Raw genomic sequence first — 24427 nt, 5'->3', positions numbered from 1 at the left:
ACGGAACGGAGGTCCGTCAGCGCCCGAGGAGCAGGTTGACCTGCGTGCCGAGATCACGATCGACGACGTCGGGGTCGGAGATCACCGTGGAGCCGGGCAGCTCCGTGGTGAGGTCGGAGAAGATCGCGTACGTCTTGTCGCCCGTGAGACGGTGCAGCAGGAAGCCGGTGAGCAGCGCACGAGTGCGTTCCTGGGTGCGACGCTCCGCACCACCGACGCCGAGAGCGCCGAGCAGGCGGCGCCCCTCGACGAGTCCTTCGTCGTTCGCCTTGTCGACGACCCGCAACTGCACGTCGTCGCTGCCCCAGCCCCGGGCGACCGCGACGGCATCGCTGGTCATCGACCCGATGCTCTTCTCACCGACGAGGACGAGGCCCGGTGCCCGCACGCGGCCCGCGGCGTCGGAGGCGGCAGGGGAGACGGGCGAGGGGTAGAGCGCGGCGACGGCCGCCACCTCACGCCTCGCTGCGGCGAGCACCGCCGCTCCGGCGCCCGAGCCGTGGCCCACCAGCGCGAGCTTCGACGGATGGACACTGATCCGCCCGGTGCCGAGACGCACGCCGGTGCAGATGTCGAGGGTGGTGAGCAGGTCGGTCGACAAGCCGATCGCCGACGGCACCGGTCCGCGCTCGGTGTTGGGGGCGCCCACCACGATTCCCCAGGACGCGAGGTGCTCGAAGAGCTTCGTGTACTTCGTGACCCCGGTGAGCCAGCCGTGCCCGAACGCGATCGCGGGCAGGTCGAAGCCTTCCGCGGGGGTGTACACGACACCCGGCTGACCGGCGAGCGCCAGGTCGCCGCGCAGCACCGAGTGCGGGCCGCGCCGGGAGAGTTCCTGAGCCAGTTTCTTGGGGTTCGCCGCCACGGCCTGAACGTTAGCGGATGGCGCTGCCCGCCGGGGTCGGTGCGTACCGGACGGCGTGCCCCGATGCAGGTGTACGGGCTCACCGGTGTGTTGTTCCCGGACGGGGGTCGACCAGTACCCTGCTAGGCATGTGCGGAATCGTGGGCTATGTCGGGCACCGTCGTGCTCTCGACGTCGTGGTGGAAGCGCTGCGGCGGATGGAGTACCGGGGTTACGACTCGGCGGGAATCGCCATCCTCGACGGCAAGGGTGGTCTGGCCGTCGAGCGGAAGGCGGGGCGGCTGGTCAATCTGGAGGCCGAGCTCGCCGAGATCGGCGAGGAGCACTTCGCCGGTACCGCGGGGATGGGGCATACCCGGTGGGCCACCCACGGTCGTCCCACCGACCGCAATGCGCACCCGCATCGCGACGCGACCGGCAAGGTCGCAGTGGTGCACAACGGCATCATCGAGAACTTCGCGCCGCTGCGTGAGGAGCTCGAGAAGTCGGGCGTGGAGCTGGCCAGCGACACCGACACCGAGGTCGCGGTGCACCTGGTGGCCCGCGCCTACGCCGAGGGCCCGACGGCGGGCAACTTCGTCGACAGCGCCCGCAGTGTGCTGCGCCGGCTGCAGGGTGCGTTCACGCTGGTCTTCGCGCACGCCGATCATCCGGGCACGATCGTCGCCGCGCGCCGGTCGACGCCGCTGGTCGTCGGGGTCGGCGACGGCGAGATGTTCATCGCCTCGGACGTCGCGGCGTTCATCGAGTTCACCCGCCAGGCGGTCGAGCTCGGTCAGGACCAGGTCGTGGTGATCACGAACAACTCCTACGAGGTCACCGACTTCGACGGCAACACCGACGTGGCGACGCGTCCGTTCACCATCGACTGGGATCTCGCCGCCGCCGAGAAGGGCGGCCACGACTACTTCATGCTCAAGGAGATCGAGGAGCAGCCGGCCGCGGTCGCCGACACCCTGCGCGGTCACTTCGTCGACGGGTGCATCGTGCTCGACGAGCAGCGCCTGTCCGATCAGGAACTGCGCGACATCGACAAGGTCTTCGTCGTCGCCTGCGGTAGTTCGTACCACTCGGGCCTGGTCGCCAAGTACGCGATCGAGCACTGGACCCGCCTGCCCGTCGAGGTCGAACTGGCCTCGGAGTTCCGCTACCGCGATCCGGTGCTCGATCGGTCCACGCTGGTCGTGGCGATCTCGCAGTCCGGGGAGACCGCCGACACCCTCGAAGCGGTCCGGCACGCCAAGGATCAGAAGGCGCGGGTGCTGGCGGTGTGCAACACCAACGGCGCGCAGATCCCGCGGGAGGCCGACGCGGTGCTCTACACCCGCACCGGCCCGGAGATCGGTGTGGCGTCGACGAAGGCGTTCCTGGCGCAGATGGCCGCGAACTACCTCGTGGGTCTGGCGCTGGCGCAGGCGCGCGGCACGAAGTATCCCGACGAGGTGGCCCGCGAGTACCAGGACCTGGCGGCGATGCCGGAGAAGATCGCCGAGTTGCTGACCGGCATGGAGCCGGTGCGGGCGCTGGCGCGTGAGCTGTCGGCCTCGCCGGCCGTGCTGTTCCTGGGCCGGCACGTGGGCTACCCGGTCGCGCTCGAAGGTGCGCTCAAGCTCAAGGAACTGGCGTACATGCACGCCGAGGGCTTCGCCGCCGGTGAGCTCAAGCACGGCCCGATCGCGCTGATCGAGGACGGGCTGCCCGTCATCGTCGTGATGCCGTCGCCGAAGGGCCGCGCCGTGCTGCACAGCAAGCTGCTCAGCAACATCCGGGAGATCCAGGCCCGCGGAGCCGTCACCGTCGTCATCGCCGAGGAGGGCGACGAGACGGTCCGGCCGTTCGCCGATCACCTCGTCGAGATCCCGTCGTCGGCGTCGCTGCTGCAGCCGCTGTTGTCGACGGTGCCGTTGCAGGTCTTCGCCGCGGAGGTCGCGCAGGCCCGCGGTTACGACGTCGACAAGCCCCGCAACCTCGCCAAGTCGGTCACCGTCGAATAGCGGCCCACCCGCCGGTGCAGGAGGGACGATGCGCAGTTTTCACCCGTCCGACGTGGTCCGTGCGGCGGAGGCGCCGCTGCTGGAGTCTCTCCCCGAGGGGGCGCTCATGCGGCGCGCGTCCTACGGACTCGCGCGGGTCGTGGCTTCCGAACTGCGCGAACGCACCGGTGGGATCGCCGGTCGGCGGGTGAGTCTGCTCGTCGGGTCCGGCGACAACGGCGGCGATGCGCTGTGGGCGGGAGCCTTCCTGCGTCGCCGTGGCGTGTCCGTCACCGCGCTGCTGTTCGCCCCCGATCGGGCGCACCCGGCGGGTCTGCGGGCACTGCGGAAGGCCGGCGGACGGATCCTTTCGGCGACTCCCGAGCACGTCGGCGACCCGGACCTCGTGCTCGACGGCATCGTCGGCATCTCCGGACGCGGCCCGCTGCGACCGGCAGCGGCCGCGGTCGTGGACGAGATCACCGCGCCGATCATCGCCGTCGACATCCCGAGCGGTGTCGATCCCGATACCGGTGCCGTCGACGGACCTGCGATCACGGCCGCGGTGACCGTCACCTTCGGCGCCTACAAACCGGTCCATGCGCTCGCCGCCGCGCGCTGCGGCCGTGTCGAACTCGTCGACATCGGACTCACACTCCCGGAGGCCGGGCTGGTCGCGGCGGAACCGTCCGAGATCGGTGCGATCTGGCCGGTGCCCGGCGCCGAGGACGACAAGTACTCCCAGGGTGTGGTGGGTATCCGTGCCGGCAGCGCCCGGTATCCGGGGGCGGGTGTGCTGTGCACGGGAGCGGCGGTCGCCGCGACCTCCGGCATGGTGCGCTACGCCGGGTCGGGTGCCTCCGAGGTGCTCGCGCGGTTCCCCGAGGTCGTCGTGTCGCCCTCGGTGGCCGAGACCGGGCGGGTGCAGGCCTGGGCCGTGGGGCCGGGTGCCGGTACCGACGACGAGGCCTGCGCGAACCTGCGCGACATCCTCGCCACCGACCTGCCGGTGCTCGTCGACGCCGACGGGCTCACGCTCCTCGCCCGGGAACCCGGTCTCGTGCGGGGCCGGTCCGCGCCCACCCTGCTCACCCCGCACGCCGGCGAGTTCGCACGCCTGACCGGGAACCGCCCCGAACCGGACCGGGTCGCGGCGGTACGTTCCCTCGCCGCCGACTGGGGTGTGCACGTGCTGCTCAAGGGGCGCGCGACTCTCGTGGCACGGCCCGACGGGCACGTCTTCGTCAACGATGCGGGCGGGTCGTGGGCGTCGACCGCGGGTGCCGGGGACGTGCTGGCCGGTGTCATCGGGTCGCTGCTTTCGTCGGGCATGCCGGTGGACCTGGCCGCGGCGGCCGGTGCACGGGCCCACGCGCTCGCCGCGAACCTGGCCGCGCAGGACCCGGAGTCCCCCGGAGCGGCGCCGATCTCGGCGAGCGCGATCCTCTCGCGACTCGGCGACTCGATTCGTCTGCTGCGCACCCACATTGCCGAATCGTGACGTGGCACACGGGGACACGACGTCGGCGTCCGACGGCACAGTGGCAGGATCGACAGATGTGACCACGACCCAACGCACCCCGCGACCTGCACGTACCGTCCTTCCCCAAGTCGAAGCCGTCATCGATCTCGATGCCGTGGCGGAAAACGTACGAGCGCTCCGGGAGTACGCGGGTCCGGCTGCGGTCATGGCCGTCGTCAAGGCCGACGCCTACAACCACGGGGCCGTGCCGGTCGCGCGTGCAGCGCTCGCCGCAGGCGCCCGCGAACTGGGTGTGACGACGCTCGGCGAGGCCCTCGCACTCCGTGCCGCGGGTATCGAGGCTCCGATCCTGTCGTGGCTGCACACCGCCGACTCCGATTTCGCTCCCGCCGTCGAGGCCGGGGTCGAACTGGGCCTGTCCTCGCCGCGGCACCTCGCGGCCGTCGTCGAGGCGGCTCGTCGGGTCGGGGCCACCGCGACCGTCACGGTCAAGGTCGACACCGGTCTCAACCGCAACGGTGTCGCCGTCGACGAGTGGGACGACATGCTGCGCGACCTGGGCCGGGCACAGGCCGAGGGTGCCGTGCGCGTGCGCGGAGCCTTCTCGCACCTCGCCCACGGCGACGAACCCGAGCATCCGGGTAACGCCGAGCAGCGCGATCGGCTGAGCGAGGCCGTCGCGGATCTGCGGCGGCACCAGCTGGCTCCCGAAGTGGTGCACCTGTCGAACTCCGCCGCCACCGTCACCCGTCCCGACCTGCGATTCGACATGGTTCGGCCCGGAATTGCGATGTACGGATTGACACCGATCCCGGAACTCGGAGATCTGGGCTTCCGGCCGGTGATGACCGTGCGGGCGAGGGTGGTGCTGGTGAAGAAGGTGAAGGCGGGGGACGGCGTGTCCTACGGGCACACCTGGACCGCTCCCGCGGATACGACGGTGGCACTGCTGCCCATGGGATACGCGGACGGGATCCGCCGCAATCTCAGCGGGCGCATCGAGGTGCAGCTCGGTGGGCGCCGGTGCCCGCAGATCGGGCGCGTGTGCATGGATCAGGTCGTTGTCGACCTCGGCCCCGACGGTGCAGGAGTAAGCGAGGGCGACGAGGCGTTGTTCTTCGGTGACGGGCGTCACGGAGAGCCGAACGCCCAGGACTGGGCCGACAAGCTGGACACGATCAACTACGAGATCGTGACCGGCATCGGCGGACGGACCGTCCGGACCTATGTCGGAGCGAAGGGAGCGTGACGTCATGTCCCTCGTGAACAGGATGGGACTCCTCGGTGCGAGCCTCGCGACGCTCGCATCGTCGGCGGGACTGTACGCGGTCAGGACCGCGGGCGCGCCCGCCCCCGAGATCTATCAGAACGAGGACTTCGACGAGATCCTCCGGCTCCCGCGCCGCATCGTGGCCACCGAGGACGGTGTCCCGCTCGTGGTCCGCGAGAGCGGCTCGTCCCTGGCTCCGCTCACCGTCGTGTTCGTCCACGGCTACTGCCTGCGCATGCAGGCCTGGCACATGCAGTACCGGCACCTGCGCGAACAGTGGGGACGCGACGTGCGCGCCGTCTTCTACGACCAGCGTGGCCACGGCGAATCCGGTTTCTCCGGCGCCGCGACGTGCACCATCGCGCAGCTCGGCCGCGACCTGGGCCGGGTGATCGACGAGGTCGCGCCCACCGGTCCGGTGGTGGTCGTGGGCCACTCGATGGGCGGCATGACCGCGATCGCCCTCGCTTCCCAGCGACCCGACCTGTTCGGCGAACGCATCGTGGGGGTCGGTCTCCTCGCGACCACCGCAGCAGGTCTGAGCAAGACCGGTATCGGACGCAATCTCGAGAACCCGGTGATCGACGCGTTCCGGTACGCGGCGCGTACCGCACCGGGATTCGTGCAGTTCGCGCGCGGCGCGGCCCGTGCCGTCGTGACCCCGATCCTGCGCGCGGCGTCCTACGGTACGGTCGTGAGCCCTCGCCTGGTGAAGTTGTCCGACCGAATGCTCGACGAGACGTCGGTGCTCACCATCGTCAACTTCCTCCGCACCCTCGAACTGCACGACGAGTCCGCGGCGCTTCCGGTCCTGGGCACCGTGCCCGTGTTGGTGTTGTCCGGCGACGCCGACATGGTCATCCCGTACGCGAGTTCCGAGGCGCTGGCGGAGGAACTGCCCGACGTCGAACTCAAGCGGGTACGCGGTGCCGGGCACCTCGTGCAGCTGGAGTTCCCCGAGGTGGTCGACCGTGCCCTCGATCGCCTGATCCAGCGGAGTTTCACGCAGGGAGTGAACGGAAGGCAGATCGCAATTGGGTGAGTCGCAATCGAGTGGGCCACAGGTGGGGGAGCAGACCATCGAACTGCCGACCGTGGAGGACACCGAGGCGTTCGGGCGGCGGCTTGCAGCCGAGTTGCGGGCCGGCGACCTCGTCGTGCTCGACGGACCGCTCGGCGCGGGTAAGACGGCGTTGACCCGTGGGATAGCCGCCGGCCTCGGGGTGGAGGGACGCGTGACCTCCCCGACCTTCGTCATCGCCCGCGAACACCGTCCCGGTAGTCCGGAGGGACGCGAACCGGTCGGGCTCGTCCATGTCGATGCCTACCGTCTCGGCGACGGCCCGGACGCCCTCGACGAACTCGACGCGCTCGACCTCGACACCGACCTGACCGACACCGTCGTGGTGGTCGAATGGGGCGGTGGCCTGGTCGAACAGCTCGCCGAACGGCATCTGAGGGTCCGGCTCCGGCGCGACCCGGGCACCGACGTCCGCCGTGCCTCGTGGGAGTGGATCGGCTGACCCAGCGGAAGCCCACATGCCGGTGGCTTCCGTCACTGCGCACCGACCGGGCAGGTCGTGCGGGGTAGGCTGGTACATCGTGCTCGTGCTCGCCGTCGATACCGCCACCCCCGCCGTGACCTCGGGAGTCGTCCGTCTCGACCGCGGTCGGGACGATCCCCGGCCCGAGACGGTCGCCGCGCGCGTGCTCGACAATCCGCGAGCGCACGCCGAAGTCCTCACCCCGCAGATCCTCGAATGTCTCGCCGAGGCCGGCGCCGCACCCACCGATCTCGACGCGATCGTCGTCGGCATCGGACCAGGCCCGTTCACGGGTCTCCGCGTCGGCATGGCCACCGCTGCGGCCTTCGGTGATGCTCTCGGCATCCCCGTGCACGGTGTGTGCAGCCTCGACGCGATCGCCGCGGACGTCCACCGGGAACACGGTACGGACGCCGATCTGCTCGTCGTCACCGATGCCCGTCGGCGCGAGGTCTACTGGGCACGCTATTCCGGCGGCCGCCGCGTCGAAGGACCCGAGGTGCGCAAGCCCGCCGACGTGCCCGCCGAGCCGTCGGTGCGGGTGGCCGGCTCGCCGACGCACGTCGCGCTGTTCGACCTTCCGGCGGTGGACGTGCAGACGCCGTCCCCGGCGGGCCTGGTGACCGTTGCCGCCGACGCCCTGTGCGCGGACGCCGAACCGGAGCCGCTCGTGCCCCTGTACCTGCGTCGTCCCGACGCGGTGGAGACCGCGAACCGCCGAGCATGAACGCCACACCCGACGAGAATCCGGCCGCCGAGAACGCGGTCGTCATCGACGCACTGCGCCCCGAGGACGCACCCCGCTGCGCCGAACTGGAACAGATCCTGTTCCCCGGCGACGACCCGTGGAGCGCCGACGCCTTCCGTTCGGAGCTGGCCTCGCCCCACAACCGCTACTTCGCCGCGCGCGACCCCCAGGGCCGGCTGATCGGTTACGCGGGACTCGCGCGACTCGGTACGGCCATCGAACCCGAATCCGAGGTGCACACCATCGGCGTGGACCCCGCGGCGCGCCGCCGGGGGATCGGCGGAGCCCTGTTGGGGGAGCTACTGGCCGTCGCCGACCGCTGGGGCGGGCCGGTCTTCCTCGAGGTACGCACCGACAACGACGCGGCGATCGCCCTGTACCGGCGTGAGAGCTTCGAGATCGTCGGAACCAGGAAGCGTTACTACCAGCCGAGCGGCGCGGACGCGTACACGATGCGTCGTCCGGACCCGCGAGAGGAGTCACCGGCGTGAGCACCATCAGCCCCCGATTCGAGCTGCCCGAGCGCCCCGTCGTGATGGGCATCGAGAGCTCGTGCGACGAGACCGGTGTCGGCATCGTCCGTTGGGTGGGTGACGGCACCCTCGAGCTGATGGCCGACGCCGTCGCGTCGAGCGTGGACGAGCATGCCCGCTTCGGCGGTGTGGTGCCGGAGATCGCATCCCGCGCCCACCTCGAGGCCATGGTGCCGACGATGCGGCGCGCCCTCGACGAGGCCGGGATCGAGAAGCCGGACGCGGTGTGCGTGACCATCGGGCCGGGCCTCGCGGGAGCACTTCTCGTCGGTGTCGCCGCCGCCAAGGCCTACGCGGCAGCGTGGAACGTGCCGTTCTTCGCGATCAACCACCTCGCGGGCCACGTCGCGGTCGACACCCTCGAGCACGGACCGATGCCGCCCTGCGTGGCGCTGCTCGTCTCCGGTGGCCACACACATCTGCTGCACGTCGAACATCTCGGCAAGCCCATCGTCGAACTCGGCACCACCGTCGACGACGCCGCGGGTGAGGCCTTCGACAAGGTCGCGCGGCTTCTGGGACTCGGTTATCCGGGCGGTCCCGAGGTCGACAGGCTGGCCCGGGAGGGCGACCCCACCGCGGTCGTCTTCCCGCGGGGTATGACCGGTCCGCGCGACGCGCGTCACGACTTCTCGTTCTCCGGTCTCAAGACCGCGGTGGCCCGCTTCGTCGAGGCGAAGGAACGTGCGGGCGAACCGGTGCCGGTCGCCGATGTCGCTGCGGGTTTCCAGGAGGCGGTGGCGGACGTGCTCACCATGAAGGCCGTGCGGGCCGCCCAGGATCTCGGTGTCGACACGCTCGTCCTCGGTGGCGGAGCGACCGCCAACAGCCGGCTCCGCGAACTCGCCGAGGAACGGTGCGCTGCCGCAGGTATCGCCCTGCGTGTGCCGCGACCGAAGCTGTGCACCGACAACGGCGTCATGATCGCGTCGCTGGGCGCGCATCTCATCGCCGCGGGGGCGCAGCCGTCCTCGCTGGGCGCTGCGACGGATCCGGGCCTGTCGGTGTCGGTGTCGCAGATCGTGGCCTGACCGTTCCCGACCGACTGCCACCCGAGGAGGGCGCGCTGCCTAGGTGGGAGCGATCTCCGAGGTCCCGGAGCCGGTGGTGGTCTCTCCGGTGGTCGTGTCGCCCGTCGTGGTCTGTCCGGTGGACGGCACGGTCGTGCTCTCCTCCGTGACGGACGCGATCGTCGAGGACACGTCGGTCGGATATGCACCGGTGGACGATGCGGACGGCGACTCGGTCGGCGATGTGGTCGACGGGGGTGTCGGGCTCACACCGGTGCTCGGTTCGGTCGTCTCCGGATCGGTGGGCGCAGGGCTCGTCGTCTCCGGCGGTGTCGTCGGCTCGGTGGTGTCGGGAGCGGTGGTGTCGGGAGCGGTGGTGTCCGGTGCCGTGGTGTCCGGAGAGGTCGTGTCCGGAGCCGTGGAGTCCGGATCGGGCCTCGGTGCGGTCTCGGAATCCGGCGATGTGAGCGGTCGGTCCGTCTCGGACTCTTCCTCCGCTGTCGACCCGGGAGTCGGCACCTGATCGATCGGGGTGGGCGTCACCGTGGTGCTCGTCGACTCGGGCGCGGTGGGCCACGGATCCTGGGTCGACGGAACGGTGTGCTCGACGGTCGGCAACGGCCAGGGAACCGTCGTCGGCGCGGGTGCGTCCTGGGTGCTCCGGGACGTCACGGGTTCGGGCGGCGGGTCGTGGGACGGGACGGCCGACTCGCCGGGACCGGCCTCCTGCGTGGGGACGTCGCCGCTCGTGAAACGCGGCGAGACCTGGGCGTCGCTGCTCTCGCGTTCGGTGAAGTGCTGGGTGGCGAAGCCGGCCATGATCGCACTGAGCACCAGGAGCCCGGCGACCGCACCGGAGACACGACCCGAGGATCGGTTGCCGGTGCGCGACAGGGCACCGACCACGGTGTATCCGACCGAGGACGCGGAATCGGCCGACAGTGCCGCACCGATCGCGGCAGCCGCTCCCGGCTCGGGGACGGTGACGATCTCGCCGTCGAACTCCGCCGAGATCGCCGCGGCGAGGACGGGGGACGCGGCAGCACCTCCGATGAGGGCCATGGTCTCGGGAACCGGATCGGTGCTCGAGCAGATGCGCCGGGTGAACGCCGCCGCTTCGTCGGCCAGATCGGTCGTCAGTTCGTCCAGTTGCGCGCGGGTGAGGGTGACCGTCGCGTCGGGACCGGCCTCGGCGATGTCGATGCGGGTCGTCGGCGCCGAGGAGAGGGCCTCCTGGGCACCCTGGCACCGGGCCGCCAGCAGGCCGGGGTCGATCTGCCGCCGGGTGCGCATCCGCTCGGTGGCGTTGCGGACATGATCGAGTACACGTGCGGTCAGGGCATCGCCGCCGACGGTCTCGGTGCGTGCGGACCGCAGCAGGGTGCCGGTCTCGCGGTCGAGGACGGAGACGGTCGTGCCGGTGGCTCCGATGTCCACGAGCGCGATCGCGCCGGGTTCGCGACGGACTCCCACGGTGTAGAGGTATTCGAGGGCGGCGGTGGTCTCCGGAACGAGACGGACCATGTGGCCCGTCCGCTCGGCGGCCGTGCGGATCTCGTTCGCCTGCTCCTCGGTGCGGTATGCGACCGTGATGATGTCGGGGCCGTCGGCTCCGCGGGCGGTTCCGCGAGGAGACGTGAGCGAGACGGCGTCGAAGACGAGATCTCCGAGATCGCGCCCGGGCTGGGACTCGGAGGCGAGTCTGCGGAATTCCGTTGTGGGCGCGTGTGCAGCATCGACGCGCAGGGCCGAGCCGACGCCGGAGGCGCCGACGGAGATGCCGAGCGACGTGGGCATTGTTCACCTTCCGTGCGTGATCGACGACCAGGCGTCCAGGGCCTACCTCGGCTGAGGCCACCGAACGATCACGCTCATGGGTTTCCGTTATTCAACCGTAACATGACGCCGGGTTCGATGCAGGTCGGCGTGTTTGCACCCGTTGCCCTTGAGCGCTGGCACTCGCGTGTATAGAGTGCTAGTGACACCGAGCGCCGGCCCGGCACCCGCGACGACGGGACGCGTGCGGAGTCACCGTGATGACTGAACACACCCGTGTTCGAGAACACCGGTTCTCGGACCCCATTACCCCTGAAAGTGGAGGGCTCATCGTGGCGAGCGTGAACATCAAGCCGCTCGAGGACAAGATCCTCGTCCAGGCCAACGAGGCCGAGACGACGACTGCCTCCGGCCTGGTCATCCCGGACACGGCGAAGGAGAAGCCCCAGGAGGGCACCGTCGTCGCCGTCGGCCCCGGCCGCTGGGACGAAGATGGCGACAAGCGCATCCCGCTCGACGTCAAGGAAGGCGACGTCGTCATCTACAGCAAGTACGGCGGAACCGAGATCAAGTACGCCGGCGAGGAGTACCTGATCCTGTCTGCGCGCGACGTCCTGGCTGTCGTCGCCAAGTAGGCCGCTTGCATTCCGCCCCGGTGTCCCGTTTCGGACCCGGGGCGGAATACGTTGGGGAACATCCGAGTCCAGGAGTAGTCGCAGAACATGTCCAAGCAAATCGAGTTCAACGAGACCGCGCGCCGGGCTCTCGAGCGCGGTGTCGACCAGCTGGCCGACGCCGTCAAGGTGACGCTCGGCCCGCGTGGCCGGCACGTCGTGCTCGCCAAGGCATTCGGTGGTCCCACCGTCACGAACGACGGTGTGAGCATCGCCCGTGAGATCGAGCTGGAGGATCCGTTCGAGAACCTCGGCGCCCAGCTCGTCAAGAGTGTCGCGACCAAGACCAACGACGTCGCGGGTGACGGCACCACCACCGCGACCGTTCTCGCCCAGGCGCTGGTCAAGGCCGGCCTGAAGAACGTTGCCGCAGGCGCCAATCCGATCTCGCTCGGAGCCGGTATCGCCCAGGGTGCGGACAAGGTGAGCGAGGCACTGCTCGCGTCCGCCACTCCCGTCGAGGGCAAGACCGCCATCGCGCAGGTCGCCACCGTGTCCTCGCGCGACGAGGAGATCGGCGAGATGGTCGGCGAGGCGCTGACCCGCGTGGGGAAGAACGGTGTCGTCACCGTCGAGGAATCCTCCACGCTGCACACCGAACTGGTCGTCACCGAGGGCGTGCAGTTCGACAAGGGCTTCCTGTCGCCCTACTTCATCACCGACATCGACGCGCAGGAAGCCGTCCTCGAGGACGCGCTCGTCCTGCTGTACCGCGAGAAGATCAGCTCGCTTCCCGACTTCCTCCCGCTCCTCGAGAAGATCGCAGAGTCCGGCAAGCCGGTCCTGATCATCGCCGAGGACATCGAGGGCGAGCCGCTGTCGACCCTCGTGGTCAACGCGATCCGCAAGACCCTCAAGGCCGTTGCCGTCAAGGCCCCGTACTTCGGCGACCGCCGGAAGGCCTTCCTCGAGGATCTCGCCGTCGTCACCGCGGGTACGGTCATCAACTCCGATCTGGGTCTGTCCCTCAAGGAGGCCGGACTCGACCTGCTCGGTTCGGCCCGCCGCGTCGTCGTCACCAAGGACAGCACCACGATCGTCGACGGTGCCGGCACAGCCGAGGACATCGAGGCACGCGCCGCCCAGCTGCGTCGCGAGATCGAGGCCACCGAGTCCGACTGGGACCGCGAGAAGCTCGAAGAGCGTTTGGCGAAGCTCGCCGGTGGCGTCGCCGTCATCCGCGTGGGTGCTGCAACCGAGACGGACCTCAAGGAGCGCAAGTTCCGCGTCGAGGACGCCGTCAACGCCGCGAAGGCGGCCATCGAGGAGGGCATCGTCCCCGGTGGTGGTTCGGCTCTCGTTCAGGCCTCGCGCGCGCTCGAGGAACTCCAGGCGTCCCTCTCCGGCGACGCTGCCACGGGTGTTGCCGCGCTGCGCTCCGCACTCACCGCGCCGCTGTACTGGATCGCCACGAACGCCGGCATCGACGGTGCGGTGGTCGTGAGCAAGGTTGCCGAGAGCGGTCAGGGCTTCAACGCCGCGACACTCTCCTACGGCGACCTCGTCGCCGAGGGCGTCGTCGACCCGGTGAAGGTGACGCGCTCCGCCGTCGTCAACGCTGCGTCGGTCGCACGCATGGTGCTCACCACCGAGAGCGCCGTCGTCGACAAGCCGGAGGAAGAGGCAGAGGCCGGGCACGGCCACGGTCACGCTCACTGAGCGACCGGCCGCGGACCCGCCCGGCGGGTCCGTAGGCCGCCCCGGACGTGAAAGTCGTTCCGGTCGGCACGGATACAGCGAGGCCCCGCAAGGAATGTTCGCATTCCCTGCGGGGCCTTCGTCGTATCGACGGTCGTATCGACGCATCTCCTCCAGCCGGCCTCCCGGTCGTACCGTCACGGTCGTGTCGACATGGTCACGATCGTGACGGCTTCGTCACGGGGCGGGTGAGCGCCTCACACGGCGATCTTCCGCCGTCGTTGCCTCGTGTACATCTCCCGTTCGGTCTCCGACATGCCACCCCAGATGCCGTACGGTTCGGCGACGGCGAGGGCGTGGTCGCGGCAACGGGCCAGCACGGGGCAGGTGCGGCACAGCTCCTTCGCGCGGTTCTCCCGCTGGGCGCGGGCACGACCGCGCTCTCCGTCGGGGTGGAAGAACACCGAGGAGTCCACACCACGACACTTGCCGTGCATCTGCCAATCCCAGAGGTCCGCGTTGGGGCCGGGCAGTGTGTGTGGTGCAGGCATGTGGCACTCCTTTGCAGCAAGCTCGCGTGAGTTGTGCGAGCGGACCGTGGACACATCGGGATTCCCGCTGTGATCCGAATCAAACAAACTCACCGTAGGATCTGTATCGATTCGTCGTCAATATTTTCGACGAGTGGGATAGTCCATAACCGAACGGCCAAGATTTAACCGCGGAAATATTTACTTTCGTGAGGAGTCGTGCCTGTGCGCTGCGGGCGGGGGCGATCCGGGGTATTGTCCGCTCCCGACGTGGGTCGAAGGTCCCTTACTCGCTGGTAACCCGGACTTTCGGTGGCCGAAGGTGGCTCCGACTCGGGCTCGGAGGGCCGGGTCGGCACCTTACATGCGCCACGCATGTTTTAACGCGATGTTTAACAAAATGTTCGGAAATGTCTTCTGTGCATCCCTGCGTTCCAATCGTCGAGACTATTTGCGCTCACGGTGAGAATTTCTCTCCGACAAATGCCCGGCGTCGGCCCCGGAGCCCCGCGTATCGCCGGAATCCGCTGGTGCGATGATTCCGCGATGGCACATCCCGACGCCCGCCCGCAGGCGGCACCGACACCGTCCGACCGCCACGCGATCCTGGTCGCCGCGGCCTTCGGTCCGACGCCGGGGGCACATCCGCTCCCCGCGGCGCACGGACCCGAACAGAGCTGGCTGCGGGCCGTCGCGCTCGGTGGGCAGGGGCGTTACGCCGCCGCGCGGGCCGAGCTCACCCGAGTGCGTGGCACCGGAGCAGTGTGGTCGTCGTTCGGAGCGAGCACCGAGGCCTCCCTCCTCCGTCAGTTGGGTGGGCATCGTGCCGCCGCAGTGCTGGACGGACGTGCTCTCGTAGAGGCGGGGTCGCTGCGAACCGGCTCCGGGAACACTGTCGCCGCACGGCGCGACGCCGACACTGTCGCTGCATCGCGCGACGCCGCTGCTGTCGCTACATGGTGCGACGCCGCCACGGGGTTGGCGGCCGATGCGCTCGGGCGGGGCCGTCTCGCGGTCTGCGGGTCGCTCCTCGACCGATGCGCAGCCGCGCTCGACGCTGCCGAATCGGAAGCGGGGGAGAAGGCCTTCGTTCGGCAGCGGATCCGTCTCGCGTGGGTCGGGGCCGAATCCGCTCTCGCGGCAGGCGACTTCACCCGTGCTCGCAGCCGGGCGGACCGCGCGGTGGAACTCGCGGACGGATTCGGATCGATCCGGCACGCCGTGAAGTCCGACCTCGTGCGGGCGGCCTCTCTGACCGGACTGCCCGACCACGGTCCGGCCGTGGAACTGGCCGCCGACGTCCTCGCGCGCGCGGAGGAACACGGACTGGTTCCGTTGCAATGGGCCGCGGCGATGCTCCTCGACGGACTCGGAGGGGGTGATGCGGGTCGCGTCCGTGATCTCGATGCGGGTCGCGTCCGTGATATCTGCGCGACCACCATCGTCGGGCGTGGGGGCCGGTTCGTGACCTCGTCCGCCTGCTGAGTTCCACTCGCGCGCGGGGGGTGACCCGACCGGTCGGTCGTTGTAGTTACTCTGGGGGTGTTCCACGGTCAGGTGGAAGCCCGCCCGGGGGGGTGGTGCCGTCTGTAACGCCAGGACTTGCGCAATCGATGACTGTTATGGGTGAGGAGTTGGACTCCGCGGTTGCTGCGGCTGCGCAAGGCGACCGGGCGGCTCTCGCTCAGGTTCTTGCAAGTGTCCGGCCCCTCGTCGTGCGGTACTGCCGCGCACGGGTCGGATCTGCAGAGCGCGGCCAGCTCTCTGCAGACGACGTTGCACAGGAGGTGTGCCTGGCCGTGATGACCGCTCTGCCGAGATATCAGGACCAAGGCCGCCCCTTCATGGCGTTCGTGTACGGGATCGCTGCCCACAAGGTCGCCGACGCGCACCGAAGTGCGGCCCGCAACCGCGCGGAACCCGTGGCGGATGTGCCGGAGGTGATGTCGCTCGACGACAGCCCCGAGGAATACGCGATCAACTCCGAGGCGGGCCGGCAGATGAAGCAGCTGCTGGGCATCCTCCCGGAGAAGCAGCGCGAGATCCTCATCCTCCGTCTCGTCATGGGATTGTCGGCCGAAGAGACGGCCGCAGCAGTGGGAAGTACTGCAGGAGCGATCAGGGTGGCCCAGCACCGGGCCATCGCGAGACTCAAGAAAGAAGTCACGAGAGCAGGTGAGCGGAATGGGTAGGGGGCGTTTCTCGGGCGACGGCTTCGACGACGAGTTTCCCGACGACGAAACCTCCGTGGACCTCGCCGCCGTGCGTCGTGACGACGCGCTGATCGATGCGATCTCCGGTAACGGGCTCGTCGAGACGAAGGACAACGAGGAGTACGAACTCGCCACTCTGCTCGCCGATTGGCGTGCAGAGATCCTCGCCGAACCGATGCCCGCCGGCCCCGACCTCGACGAAGTGGTCGCCGCCGTCCACCGGGAACTGGGAACACGGGAAACGCTCGCTCCGGCCCCGGAGGTCACCCCTCTGCGCCCGAGATCGAAGGGGCAACTCCGGTTGCTCCGTCCGCTCGCAGGTGCAGCAGCGCTCGTCGCCGTCGCCGTCGGCAGCGCGACCGCCGTGTCCTACGGCGCCGAGCCCGGCGACCCGTTGTGGGGCGTCAAGCAGGTCGTGTTCAGTGAGCAGGCGCAATCCACCGAGGCCCGGATCGACACCACATCGACCCTGGAGCGTGCCGAACAACTCATCGCCGAGGGCAACACGGAGGAAGCACGTGAGTTGCTGACGTCCGCGGAGTCCCGTTCGGGCGACGTCCGGGACGCGGAGGAGCGCGATGCGCTCGGCGACTGGGTGCAACGCCTCGCCGAGGAACTCGGCCGGTTGGTGCCGCAGGTGCCTCCGCCGCCTGCGGTACCGGTGGCACCCGAGGTTCCGGTGGTTCCCGGTGCCGTCGTGCCCCCGCCGGTCACGACGCCCGGCACCGAAGGGCAGCAGCCCGCTCCCACGACGGGCACCGGCACGGGCACCACCGCGCCGCCGACGTCGTCGACGACCGTGGATCCGACCATCCTGCAGGCGCCGCCGCCGGTGACCGGCACGTCCGCGCCGTCGCAGACCGCGCCGCCGCCGTCGTCGTCGTCCAGCACGCAGCCGTCACCTGCGCCGAGCGAACCGCCGCCGCCGGCGACGTCGGAGTCCCAGACCCCTGCACCCACCACGACCGCGTCGTCGCCGCGGTCGACGCAGGACGGGCCGGCCGCCGATATGGCACCGGCGTCGCTCACGACGCCGGAAGGCGAGTAGAAGCAACGAGAGAACGGGCCCGGCAGCAGATGCTGCCGGGCCCGTTCTCTCGTTGAAGTGCCGTGATGCGTGGTTCGCGGTGGGCTGAGGAATTCAGGAATCCAGGGGACTCAGGAATCCAGACCGTAGGGGTCGACGGGAAGAGCCTCGTTCATGGACGCGTCCGCGTAGCCGCGGCAGTAGTCCCAGGTGACGTAGGCGTCGGGGGACGGATCGAAGGCCGGCTCGTGCGGTCTGACGGTGCCGTCGACGAGCAGCTGCAGCAGGTTCGCCCGCAGCATGTCCCAGTCGTGGTAGTGGTCCTGGTGGCAGTCCTCGCAGCACACGACGAGTCCGCGGACGCCGCGGGGAGCCAGCAGCGCCTCGTAGACGGCCAGGTCTGCGAGGTCCTCTTCCACCGCGAGCCGCTCCGCAGGATCCAGGGGCTGGCCCGGTTCGATCGCGTCCAGTGCTGCGGACGGATCGTCGGGGTCTCCTGCGAACGGGTCCGGTGGGAGTCCGGGAGGCAACTGATCACGCACGACTCCACGGTACGCAGACCGAGGGGGTCTGCGCCAGCGGTCGCCAGGGGACACGCCGTGAAATCACACGAGGTGATGTGACGAACATCGGGGAACAGGGTGGGAGCCGAGCTTGTTCCCCGGAACAGATAACATGAATGGGTGCGTGCCGCTCTCCAACCGCCCGTCGGTGCGACGAGCGTGCACAGCCTTCATTCATTCCCGCTGCCGGACGGTTCTGCCGTCCGCTCCCATCGACTGTCACGGAGGGTCCGAACCGCATGAGTAGTACCGGAGGGCGCGTGCACACCGGCGGTGACGACCCGAACAAGGTCGCAATGCTGGGTCTGACCTTCGACGACGTGCTGCTGCTTCCCGCGGCTTCCGACGTCGTCCCGAGTCAGGTCGACACGTCGAGCCAGCTCACCCGCGAGATCCGCCTGCGGATCCCGCTGGTCAGCTCCGCGATGGACACCGTCACCGAGTCCCGCATGGCCATCGCGATGGCCCGGGCCGGTGGCATGGGCGTGCTGCACCGCAACATGCCCACCGAGGTGCAGGCCGCGCAGGTCGAGACCGTCAAGCGGTCGGAGGCCGGCATGGTCACCGATCCCGTCACCTGCAAGCCGACCGACACGCTGGCCGAGGTCGACGCGAAGTGTGCGCGATTCCGCATCTCGGGTCTGCCGGTCACCGACGACGAGGGTCAGCTCGTCGGCATCATCACCAACCGCGACATGCGGTTCGAGGTCGACCAGAACCGCCCGGTCGCCGAGGTCATGACGAAGGCTCCGCTGGTCACGGCCCGCGAAGGCGTCACCGCCGAGGCCGCGCTCGGTCTCCTGCGTCGCCACAAGATCGAGAAGCTGCCGATCGTCGACGGTCAGGGCAAGCTCACCGGCCTGATCACCGTCAAGGACTTCGTCAAGACCGAGCAGCACCCCAACGCCACGAAGGACCGCGACGGCCGTCTGCTCGTCGGCGCTGCTGTGGGTGTCGGCGACGACTCCTGGACCCGCGCCATGACGCTGGTCGACGCCGGAGCCGACGTCCTCGTCGTCGACAGCGCCCACGGCCACTCGGCCAACGTGCTGTCGATGATCTCCAAGCTCAAGAGCGAGGTCGGCGACCGCGTGCAGATCATCGGCGGCAACGTCGCGACCCGCGCGGGCACCGAGGCGCTCATCGGCGCGGGTGTCGACGCGGTCAAGGTCGGTATCGGCCCCGGCTCGATCTGCACCACGCGTGTCGTCGCGGGTGTCGGCGCGCCGCAGATCACGGCGATCCTCGAAGCGTCCACGGTGGCGCGCGCCCACGGCGTGCCGGTCATCGCCGACGGCGGTATGCAGTTCTCCGGCGACGTCGCCAAGGCCCTGGCGGCCGGTGCGTCCACCGCGATGCTCGGTTCGCTGCTCGCCGGCACCACCGAGTCCCCGGGTGAGTTGATCCTGGTGAACGGCAAGCAGTTCAAGAGCTACCGCGGCATGGGTTCGCTCGGTGCGATGCAGAGCCGTGGCGAGGCCAAGTCGTACTCGAAGGACCGCTACTTCCAGGACGACGTGCTCTCCGAGGACAAGCTCGTGCCCGAGGGCATCGAGGGACGCGTGCCGTTCCGCGGCCCGCTGCAGCAGGTCACGCACCAGCTCATCGGTGGTCTGCGCGCAGCGATGGGCTACACCGGCGCGACGACGATCGAGCAGCTGCAGGAGGCACAGTTCGTGCAGATCACCGCCGCCGGCCTCAAGGAGAGCCACCCGCACGACATCACGATCACCGCCGAGGCACCGAACTACGTGGTCCGGTAGTTTTCGCGTCCGCAGCAGGGTCCCGTTCCGAGTAGGGCGGGAGCATCGTCCAAGAGGAGAAAGGGGCGCGCGTGCGCGACCTCGTTGAAATCGGCATGGGTCGCACGGCCCGACGTACGTACGAGCTGGGCGACGTCGACATCGTCCCGTCGCGCCGGACGCGTTCGTCGAAGGAGGTGTCGACGGCCTGGCAGATCGACGCCTACCGTTTCGACATCCCGGTGCTGGCGCACCCCACCGACGCGCTGGTGTCGCCCACCTTCGCGATCGAGTTGGGCAAGGCCGGCGGTCTCGGCGTCATCAACGGCGAGGGCCTGTGGGGTCGTCATGCCGATGTCGACGCCGTCGTCACCCGTCTCGCGGAGATCGCGAGCACGGATCCGCGTGCGGCCGTCCGCTACCTGCAGGAACTGCATGCGGCTCCGCTGCAGGGCGATCTGCTGGCCGCGGCCGTCGCACAGGTGCGGGATGCGGGTGTCACCACCGCGGTCCGCGTCAGCCCGCAGAACGCGCGCGCCCTCACACCCGAGCTCGTCAAGGCGGGCATCGATCTCCTCGTCGTCCAGGGCACCATCATCTCGGCCGAGCACGTGGCCCACGGTGAGGACGAGCCGCTGAACCTCAAGACGTTCATCTCGGAGCTCGATGTGCCGGTCATCGCCGGTGGCGTCAGCGACCACCGCACCGCGCTGCACCTGATGCGCACGGGTGCGGCCGGTGTCATCGTCGGCTTCGGCTCCACGAAGCAGGCGACCACCACGTCCTCCTCGCTCGGCATCGGCATCCCGATGGCCACGGCCATCGCCGACGCCGCTGCGGCCCGGCGCGACTACCTCGACGAGACCGGGGGCCGCTACGTCCACGTGCTCGCCGACGGCGACATCGAGAATGCCGGCGACCTCGCGAAGGCGATCGCGTGCGGGGCCGACGCGGTCGTGCTCGGCGCGCCCCTGGCTCTCGCCGAGGAGGCCGCGGGCAAGGGCTGGTACTGGCCGTCCGTGGCCGGGCATCCGTCGATGCCGCGCGGCGCGGCCGTCCGGGTCGCCGAGGACGGACGACCGGGCCTCGGCCGGGTGCTGTTCGGCCCGTCCGACGACCCGTCGGGCTCGCTCAATCTCGTGGGCGGTCTGCGTCGATCGATGGCGAAGGCCGGTTACTCCGATCTGAAGGAATTCCAGAAGGTCGGTCTGTCGGTCCGCGGATAAGGACCTTCCCGGTACATTCCGATGGCCGGTCACAGCGTCGCAGGACGCGGTGACCGGCCATCGGCATTTTCACCCTTCGTTTTCGTGCAACTCCACGTAACGGGTAGAGTCGGGGCTGTGCCTGTAGTCACACCGCCGAGGTGCATACTGGCCGGTAACAACTCTCGTCGCTGGAGGTTCCATGGGTAAGCAACGGGTCACGGACTACGACGTCCTGATCGTCGGATCGGGTTTCGGTGGAAGCGTCACGGCGTTGCGCCTCGTGGAGAAGGGTTACAAGGTCGGCGTTCTCGAGGCCGGTCGCCGCTACGCCGACGCCGACTTCGCGAAGACCAGCTGGGACCTGCGCCGCTTCCTCTGGGCACCGAAGTTCGGTTGCTTCGGCATCCAGCGCGTGCACCTGCTGCGCGACTGCCTGATCCTCGCCGGTGCCGGCGTGGGCGGAGGGTCGCTGAACTACGCGAACACCCTGTACAAGCCTCCGGCGCCGTTCTTCGAGGACCGCCAGTGGGCGCACATCACCGACTGGCAGGACGAACTGAGCCCGTACTACGACCAGGCGAAGCGGATGCTCGGCGTGGTGCAGTACGGCCGGATGACCGACGCCGACAAGGTGATCAAGTCGGTGGCCGACGACATGGGAGTCGGCGAGACCTTCATCCAGACGCCCGTGGGCGTGTTCTTCGGCGAACCCGGCCGCACGGTCGCCGACCCCTACTTCGGTGGTGTGGGCCCCGACCGCACCGGCTGCATCGAGTGCGGCGAGTGCATGACGGGATGCCGCCACGGCGCCAAGAACACCCTGGTGAAGAACTATCTGGGTCTCGCCGAGCGGGCGGGAGCCGAGATCGTCCCGCTGACCACCGTCACCGATCTCCGTCAGGTCGCCGACGGCACCTGGGACGTGATCACCGAACGGACCGGCGCGTGGGTCCGCAAGCGGCGGCGCACCTACACGGCCGCGCACGTCGTCCTCGCTGCCGGAACGTGGGGCACGCAGCACCTGCTGCACCATCTCAAGGACACCGGTGCGCTGCCCGAACTGTCCGACAAGGTCGGCGAACTGACCCGCACCAACTCCGAATCGATCGTCGGTGCCGGGAAGATGAGGATCGACCCCGATCTGAAGCTCACCGACGGTGTCGCGATCACCTCGTCGTTCCATCCCACCCCCGACACGCACATCGAGCCCGTGCGGTACGGCAAGGGATCGAACGCGATGGGCCTGCTGCAGACGCTCATGACCGACGGCGACGGACGCACTCCCCGCTGGGTGAAGTTCCTCGGGCAGGTCGCGCGGAACCCCGTGAAGATGCTGCGGATGCTCTCGGTGCACCGATGGAGCGAGCGCACCATCATCGCGCTGGTGATGCAGAACCTCGACAACTCCATCACCACCTACACGACCAAGGGTCTGTTCGGCCGTCGCAAGGTCACCAGCAAGCAGGGCCACGGACAGCCGAATCCCACCTGGATCCCGGCCGGCAACGAGGCCACGCGTCGCATCGCCGAGAAGATCGACGGTGTCGCGGGCGGCACGTGGGGTGAGATCTTCAACATTCCGCTCACCGCACACTTCCTCGGCGGTGCCGTGATCGGATCCGATCGCGACCACGGGGTGATCGATCCGTACCACCGCGTCCACGGCTACCCGACGCTGAGCGTCGTCGACGGGGCCGCGGTCTCCGCGAACCTCGGCGTGAACCCCTCGCTCACCATTGCGGCGCAGGCCGAACGCGCTGCGTCGTTGTGGCCCAACAAGGGTGAGGACGACCAGCGCCCCGAGCAGGGGCAGCCCTACCGTCGTGTCGCGCCGGTCGAACCGAAGAACCCGGTGGTGCCCGTCGACGCGCCCGGTGCGTTGCGACTGCCGGTCGTCGAGGTCAAGCACAGCGGCGTCGCGTAGCGACCCGGAAACGATCGGATGAGCGGCCGCGTCGGGAACACCCGGCGCGGCCGCTTAGACTGTTCGGGTGTCGTCGCAAAGCCAGCAGTCCAGACCGGTCGTCGTCGTCGATTTCGGAGCTCAGTACGCGCAGCTGATCGCTCGGCGCGTTCGTGAGGCCAACGTCTACTCGGAGGTCGTGCCGCACACGGCCGGTGTCGAGGAGATCGCGGCGAAGAATCCGCGCGCAGTGGTGCTGTCCGGTGGCCCCGCCAGCGTGTACGAGGAGGGCGCACCGCGCCTCGATCCTTCTCTGTTCGATCTCGACGTCCCCGTCTTCGGCATCTGCTACGGCTTCCAGGCGATGGCGCAGGCGCTCGGCGGCACGGTCGCGCACACCGGCTCGCGCGAGTACGGTCGCACCGAACTGTCGGTGTCCGGAGGTGTGCTGCACGACGGCCTGCCCGAGACGCAGCCCGTGTGGATGAGCCACGGCGACGGCGTCACCGAGGCTCCCGAGGGCTTCGAGGTCACGGCCACCAGCGCCGGCGCGCCGGTCGCGGCGTTCGAGGACCGCGCCCGCCGCCTCGCCGGTGTCCAGTACCACCCCGAGGTGCTGCACTCGCCCCACGGCCAGCAGGTGCTGAGCCGGTTCCTGCACGACATCGCCGGGATCCCGGGCGACTGGACCGCAGCGAACATCGCCGACGCGCTCGTCGAACAGGTCCGTGAGCAGATCGGCGACGGCCGTGCCATCTGCGGCCTGTCCGGTGGTGTCGACTCCGCCGTGGCGGCAGCGCTGGTGCAGCGCGCCATCGGCGACCGTCTGACCTGTGTGTTCGTCGACCACGGCCTCATGCGTGAGGGCGAACGGCAGCAGGTCGAGAAGGACTTCGTCGCCGCGACGGGTGCCCGCCTGGTCACCGTCGACGCGTCCGAGACCTTCCTGCGCGAGCTCGCCGGTGTCACCGATCCCGAGGCCAAGCGCAAGATCATCGGCCGCGAGTTCATCCGTTCCTTCGAGGGCGCGGTCTCCGAGGTGCTCGGCGAGGGTGCCGACAAGGGCGAGACCGTGAAGTTCCTCGTGCAGGGCACCCTGTACCCGGACGTCGTGGAGTCCGGCGGCGGTTCCGGCACCGCGAACATCAAGAGCCACCACAACGTCGGTGGACTTCCCGAGGACCTCGAATTCGAGCTCGTCGAGCCGCTGCGCCTGCTGTTCAAGGACGAGGTGCGCGCGGTCGGACGTCAGCTCGGCCTGCCCGAGGAGATCGTCGGCCGCCAGCCGTTCCCCGGCCCCGGCCTCGGCATCCGCATCATCGGTGAGGTCACCCGCGACCGCCTCGAGATCCTGCGCCGCGCCGACTCGATCGCCCGCGAGGAGCTCACCTCCGCCGGCCTCGACGGACAGATCTGGCAGTGCCCGGTCGTGCTGCTCGCCGACGTCCGCAGCGTGGGCGTGCAGGGCGACGGCCGCACCTACGGACACCCGATCGTGCTGCGTCCGGTCTCCAGCGAGGACGCGATGACCGCCGACTGGACGCGCCTGCCCTACGAGACTCTCGAGCGGATCTCCACCCGCATCACCAACGAGGTGGCGGAGGTCAACCGAGTGGTGCTCGACGTGACGAGCAAGCCCCCGGGAACGATCGAGTGGGAGTGATTCCTCACTCGCGTGTGACCGAGTGGGAGTGATCCTCACTCGCGTGTGACTGCGTGGGAGTGAT

Annotated in this window: 21 protein-coding genes; 17 read left to right on the top strand and 4 right to left on the bottom strand. The window is 69.5% G+C overall.

Going from position 1 to position 24427, the window contains the following annotated elements; genetic code table 11:
• Positions 1-16: 16 nt before the first annotated feature.
• Positions 17-865 carry an alpha/beta hydrolase family protein gene (locus AC0LPE_RS17105; RefSeq protein ID WP_016690935.1) on the bottom strand — a complete coding sequence of 283 codons (849 nt, stop codon included), beginning with the start codon at positions 863-865 and terminating at the stop codon, positions 17-19.
• A 128-nt stretch (positions 866-993) separates the two neighbouring features.
• On the opposite strand from AC0LPE_RS17105, the gene glmS reads away from it, so the two are divergent.
• The 8 genes from glmS (at position 994) to tsaD (ending at position 9447) form a co-directional block, all read left to right on the top strand.
• The gene (gene glmS / locus AC0LPE_RS17100) at positions 994-2859 is read left to right on the top strand and encodes a glutamine--fructose-6-phosphate transaminase (isomerizing) (protein ID WP_229565270.1); all 1866 of its coding nucleotides are present in this window, start codon (positions 994-996) and stop codon (positions 2857-2859) included.
• Positions 2860-2887: 28 nt separating this feature from the next.
• Positions 2888-4339 (top strand): NAD(P)H-hydrate dehydratase, encoded by a 1452-nt coding sequence (locus AC0LPE_RS17095; RefSeq protein WP_088897624.1) that lies wholly within the window; start codon positions 2888-2890, stop codon positions 4337-4339.
• Between the two features lie 58 nt (positions 4340-4397).
• The gene (gene alr, locus AC0LPE_RS17090; protein ID WP_490604873.1) at positions 4398-5570 is read left to right on the top strand and encodes an alanine racemase; all 1173 of its coding nucleotides are present in this window, start codon (positions 4398-4400) and stop codon (positions 5568-5570) included.
• A gap of 4 nt (positions 5571-5574) precedes the next feature.
• Positions 5575-6633 (top strand): alpha/beta fold hydrolase, encoded by a 1059-nt coding sequence (locus AC0LPE_RS17085; protein WP_016690938.1) that lies wholly within the window; start codon positions 5575-5577, stop codon positions 6631-6633.
• 22 nt (positions 6634-6655) lie between these two features.
• Entirely contained in the window at positions 6656-7114 is a 459-nt protein-coding gene (gene tsaE, locus AC0LPE_RS17080) for a tRNA (adenosine(37)-N6)-threonylcarbamoyltransferase complex ATPase subunit type 1 TsaE (protein ID WP_088897626.1), read from the top strand.
• 79 nt (positions 7115-7193) lie between these two features.
• Positions 7194-7862 (top strand): tRNA (adenosine(37)-N6)-threonylcarbamoyltransferase complex dimerization subunit type 1 TsaB, encoded by a 669-nt coding sequence (gene tsaB / locus AC0LPE_RS17075; protein WP_106199146.1) that lies wholly within the window; start codon positions 7194-7196, stop codon positions 7860-7862.
• Entirely contained in the window at positions 7859-8374 is a 516-nt protein-coding gene (rimI, locus tag AC0LPE_RS17070) for a ribosomal protein S18-alanine N-acetyltransferase (protein WP_145693357.1), read from the top strand. Before tsaB ends, rimI begins: the two co-directional genes overlap by 4 nt.
• 44 nt (positions 8375-8418) lie before the next feature.
• A complete protein-coding gene (tsaD, locus tag AC0LPE_RS17065) occupies positions 8419-9447 on the top strand; it encodes a tRNA (adenosine(37)-N6)-threonylcarbamoyltransferase complex transferase subunit TsaD (protein WP_490606364.1) in 1029 nt (342 codons plus the stop codon).
• 39 nt (positions 9448-9486) lie between these two features.
• Here the strand turns inward: tsaD and AC0LPE_RS17060 are convergent, their stop codons facing one another.
• Positions 9487-11223 (bottom strand): Hsp70 family protein, encoded by a 1737-nt coding sequence (locus tag AC0LPE_RS17060; RefSeq protein WP_490604872.1) that lies wholly within the window; start codon positions 11221-11223, stop codon positions 9487-9489.
• Between the two features lie 311 nt (positions 11224-11534).
• On the opposite strand from AC0LPE_RS17060, the gene groES reads away from it, so the two are divergent.
• On the top strand, positions 11535-11837 hold the full coding sequence (gene groES / locus AC0LPE_RS17055; RefSeq protein ID WP_006550071.1) for a co-chaperone GroES: 303 nt from the start codon (positions 11535-11537) through the stop codon (positions 11835-11837).
• 87 nt (positions 11838-11924) lie between these two features.
• A complete protein-coding gene (groL, locus tag AC0LPE_RS17050; protein ID WP_160874390.1) occupies positions 11925-13535 on the top strand; it encodes a chaperonin GroEL in 1611 nt (536 codons plus the stop codon).
• A 236-nt stretch (positions 13536-13771) separates the two neighbouring features.
• Here the strand turns inward: groL and AC0LPE_RS17045 are convergent, their stop codons facing one another.
• Positions 13772-14065 carry a WhiB family transcriptional regulator gene (locus AC0LPE_RS17045; protein WP_106199152.1) on the bottom strand — a complete coding sequence of 98 codons (294 nt, stop codon included), beginning with the start codon at positions 14063-14065 and terminating at the stop codon, positions 13772-13774.
• A 525-nt stretch (positions 14066-14590) separates the two neighbouring features.
• On the opposite strand from AC0LPE_RS17045, the gene AC0LPE_RS17040 reads away from it, so the two are divergent.
• The 3 genes from AC0LPE_RS17040 to AC0LPE_RS17030 all read left to right on the top strand — a co-directional run bounded on the left by AC0LPE_RS17040 (position 14591) and on the right by AC0LPE_RS17030 (position 17305).
• Positions 14591-15529, top strand: a complete 939-nt coding sequence (locus tag AC0LPE_RS17040) for a hypothetical protein (protein ID WP_490604871.1) — start codon at positions 14591-14593, stop codon at positions 15527-15529.
• A 128-nt stretch (positions 15530-15657) separates the two neighbouring features.
• Positions 15658-16236, top strand: coding sequence for a sigma-70 family RNA polymerase sigma factor (locus AC0LPE_RS17035; RefSeq protein ID WP_019288580.1), 579 nt, complete (start codon positions 15658-15660; stop codon positions 16234-16236).
• Positions 16229-17305, top strand: coding sequence for an anti-sigma-D factor RsdA (locus tag AC0LPE_RS17030; protein WP_088897631.1), 1077 nt, complete (start codon positions 16229-16231; stop codon positions 17303-17305). The genes AC0LPE_RS17035 and AC0LPE_RS17030 overlap by 8 nt, the downstream gene beginning before the upstream one ends.
• Positions 17306-17415: 110 nt before the next feature.
• Here the strand turns inward: AC0LPE_RS17030 and AC0LPE_RS17025 are convergent, their stop codons facing one another.
• The gene (locus AC0LPE_RS17025) at positions 17416-17826 is read right to left on the bottom strand and encodes a DUF5319 domain-containing protein (RefSeq protein WP_006550077.1); all 411 of its coding nucleotides are present in this window, start codon (positions 17824-17826) and stop codon (positions 17416-17418) included.
• Positions 17827-18086: 260 nt separating this feature from the next.
• Here AC0LPE_RS17025 and guaB point away from each other — a divergent pair, with 260 nt between their 5' ends.
• The 4 genes from guaB (at position 18087) to guaA (ending at position 24363) form a co-directional block, all read left to right on the top strand.
• The gene (guaB, locus tag AC0LPE_RS17020; RefSeq protein WP_026060895.1) at positions 18087-19610 is read left to right on the top strand and encodes an IMP dehydrogenase; all 1524 of its coding nucleotides are present in this window, start codon (positions 18087-18089) and stop codon (positions 19608-19610) included.
• A 71-nt stretch (positions 19611-19681) separates the two neighbouring features.
• Positions 19682-20815 (top strand): GuaB3 family IMP dehydrogenase-related protein, encoded by a 1134-nt coding sequence (locus AC0LPE_RS17015; RefSeq protein WP_016690950.1) that lies wholly within the window; start codon positions 19682-19684, stop codon positions 20813-20815.
• A 181-nt stretch (positions 20816-20996) separates the two neighbouring features.
• Complete coding sequence (locus AC0LPE_RS17010) at positions 20997-22721, top strand: GMC oxidoreductase (protein ID WP_160874386.1); 1725 nt, start codon at positions 20997-20999, stop codon at positions 22719-22721.
• 67 nt (positions 22722-22788) lie between these two features.
• Positions 22789-24363: a glutamine-hydrolyzing GMP synthase gene (gene guaA, locus AC0LPE_RS17005; RefSeq protein ID WP_490604870.1), complete on the top strand. Its 1575-nt coding sequence runs from the start codon at positions 22789-22791 to the stop codon at positions 24361-24363.
• Positions 24364-24427: the final 64 nt, after the last annotated feature.

It is taken from the genome of Rhodococcus sp. S3 (assembly GCF_058211795.1).
This window is presented reverse-complemented; position numbering and strand designations above follow the sequence as displayed.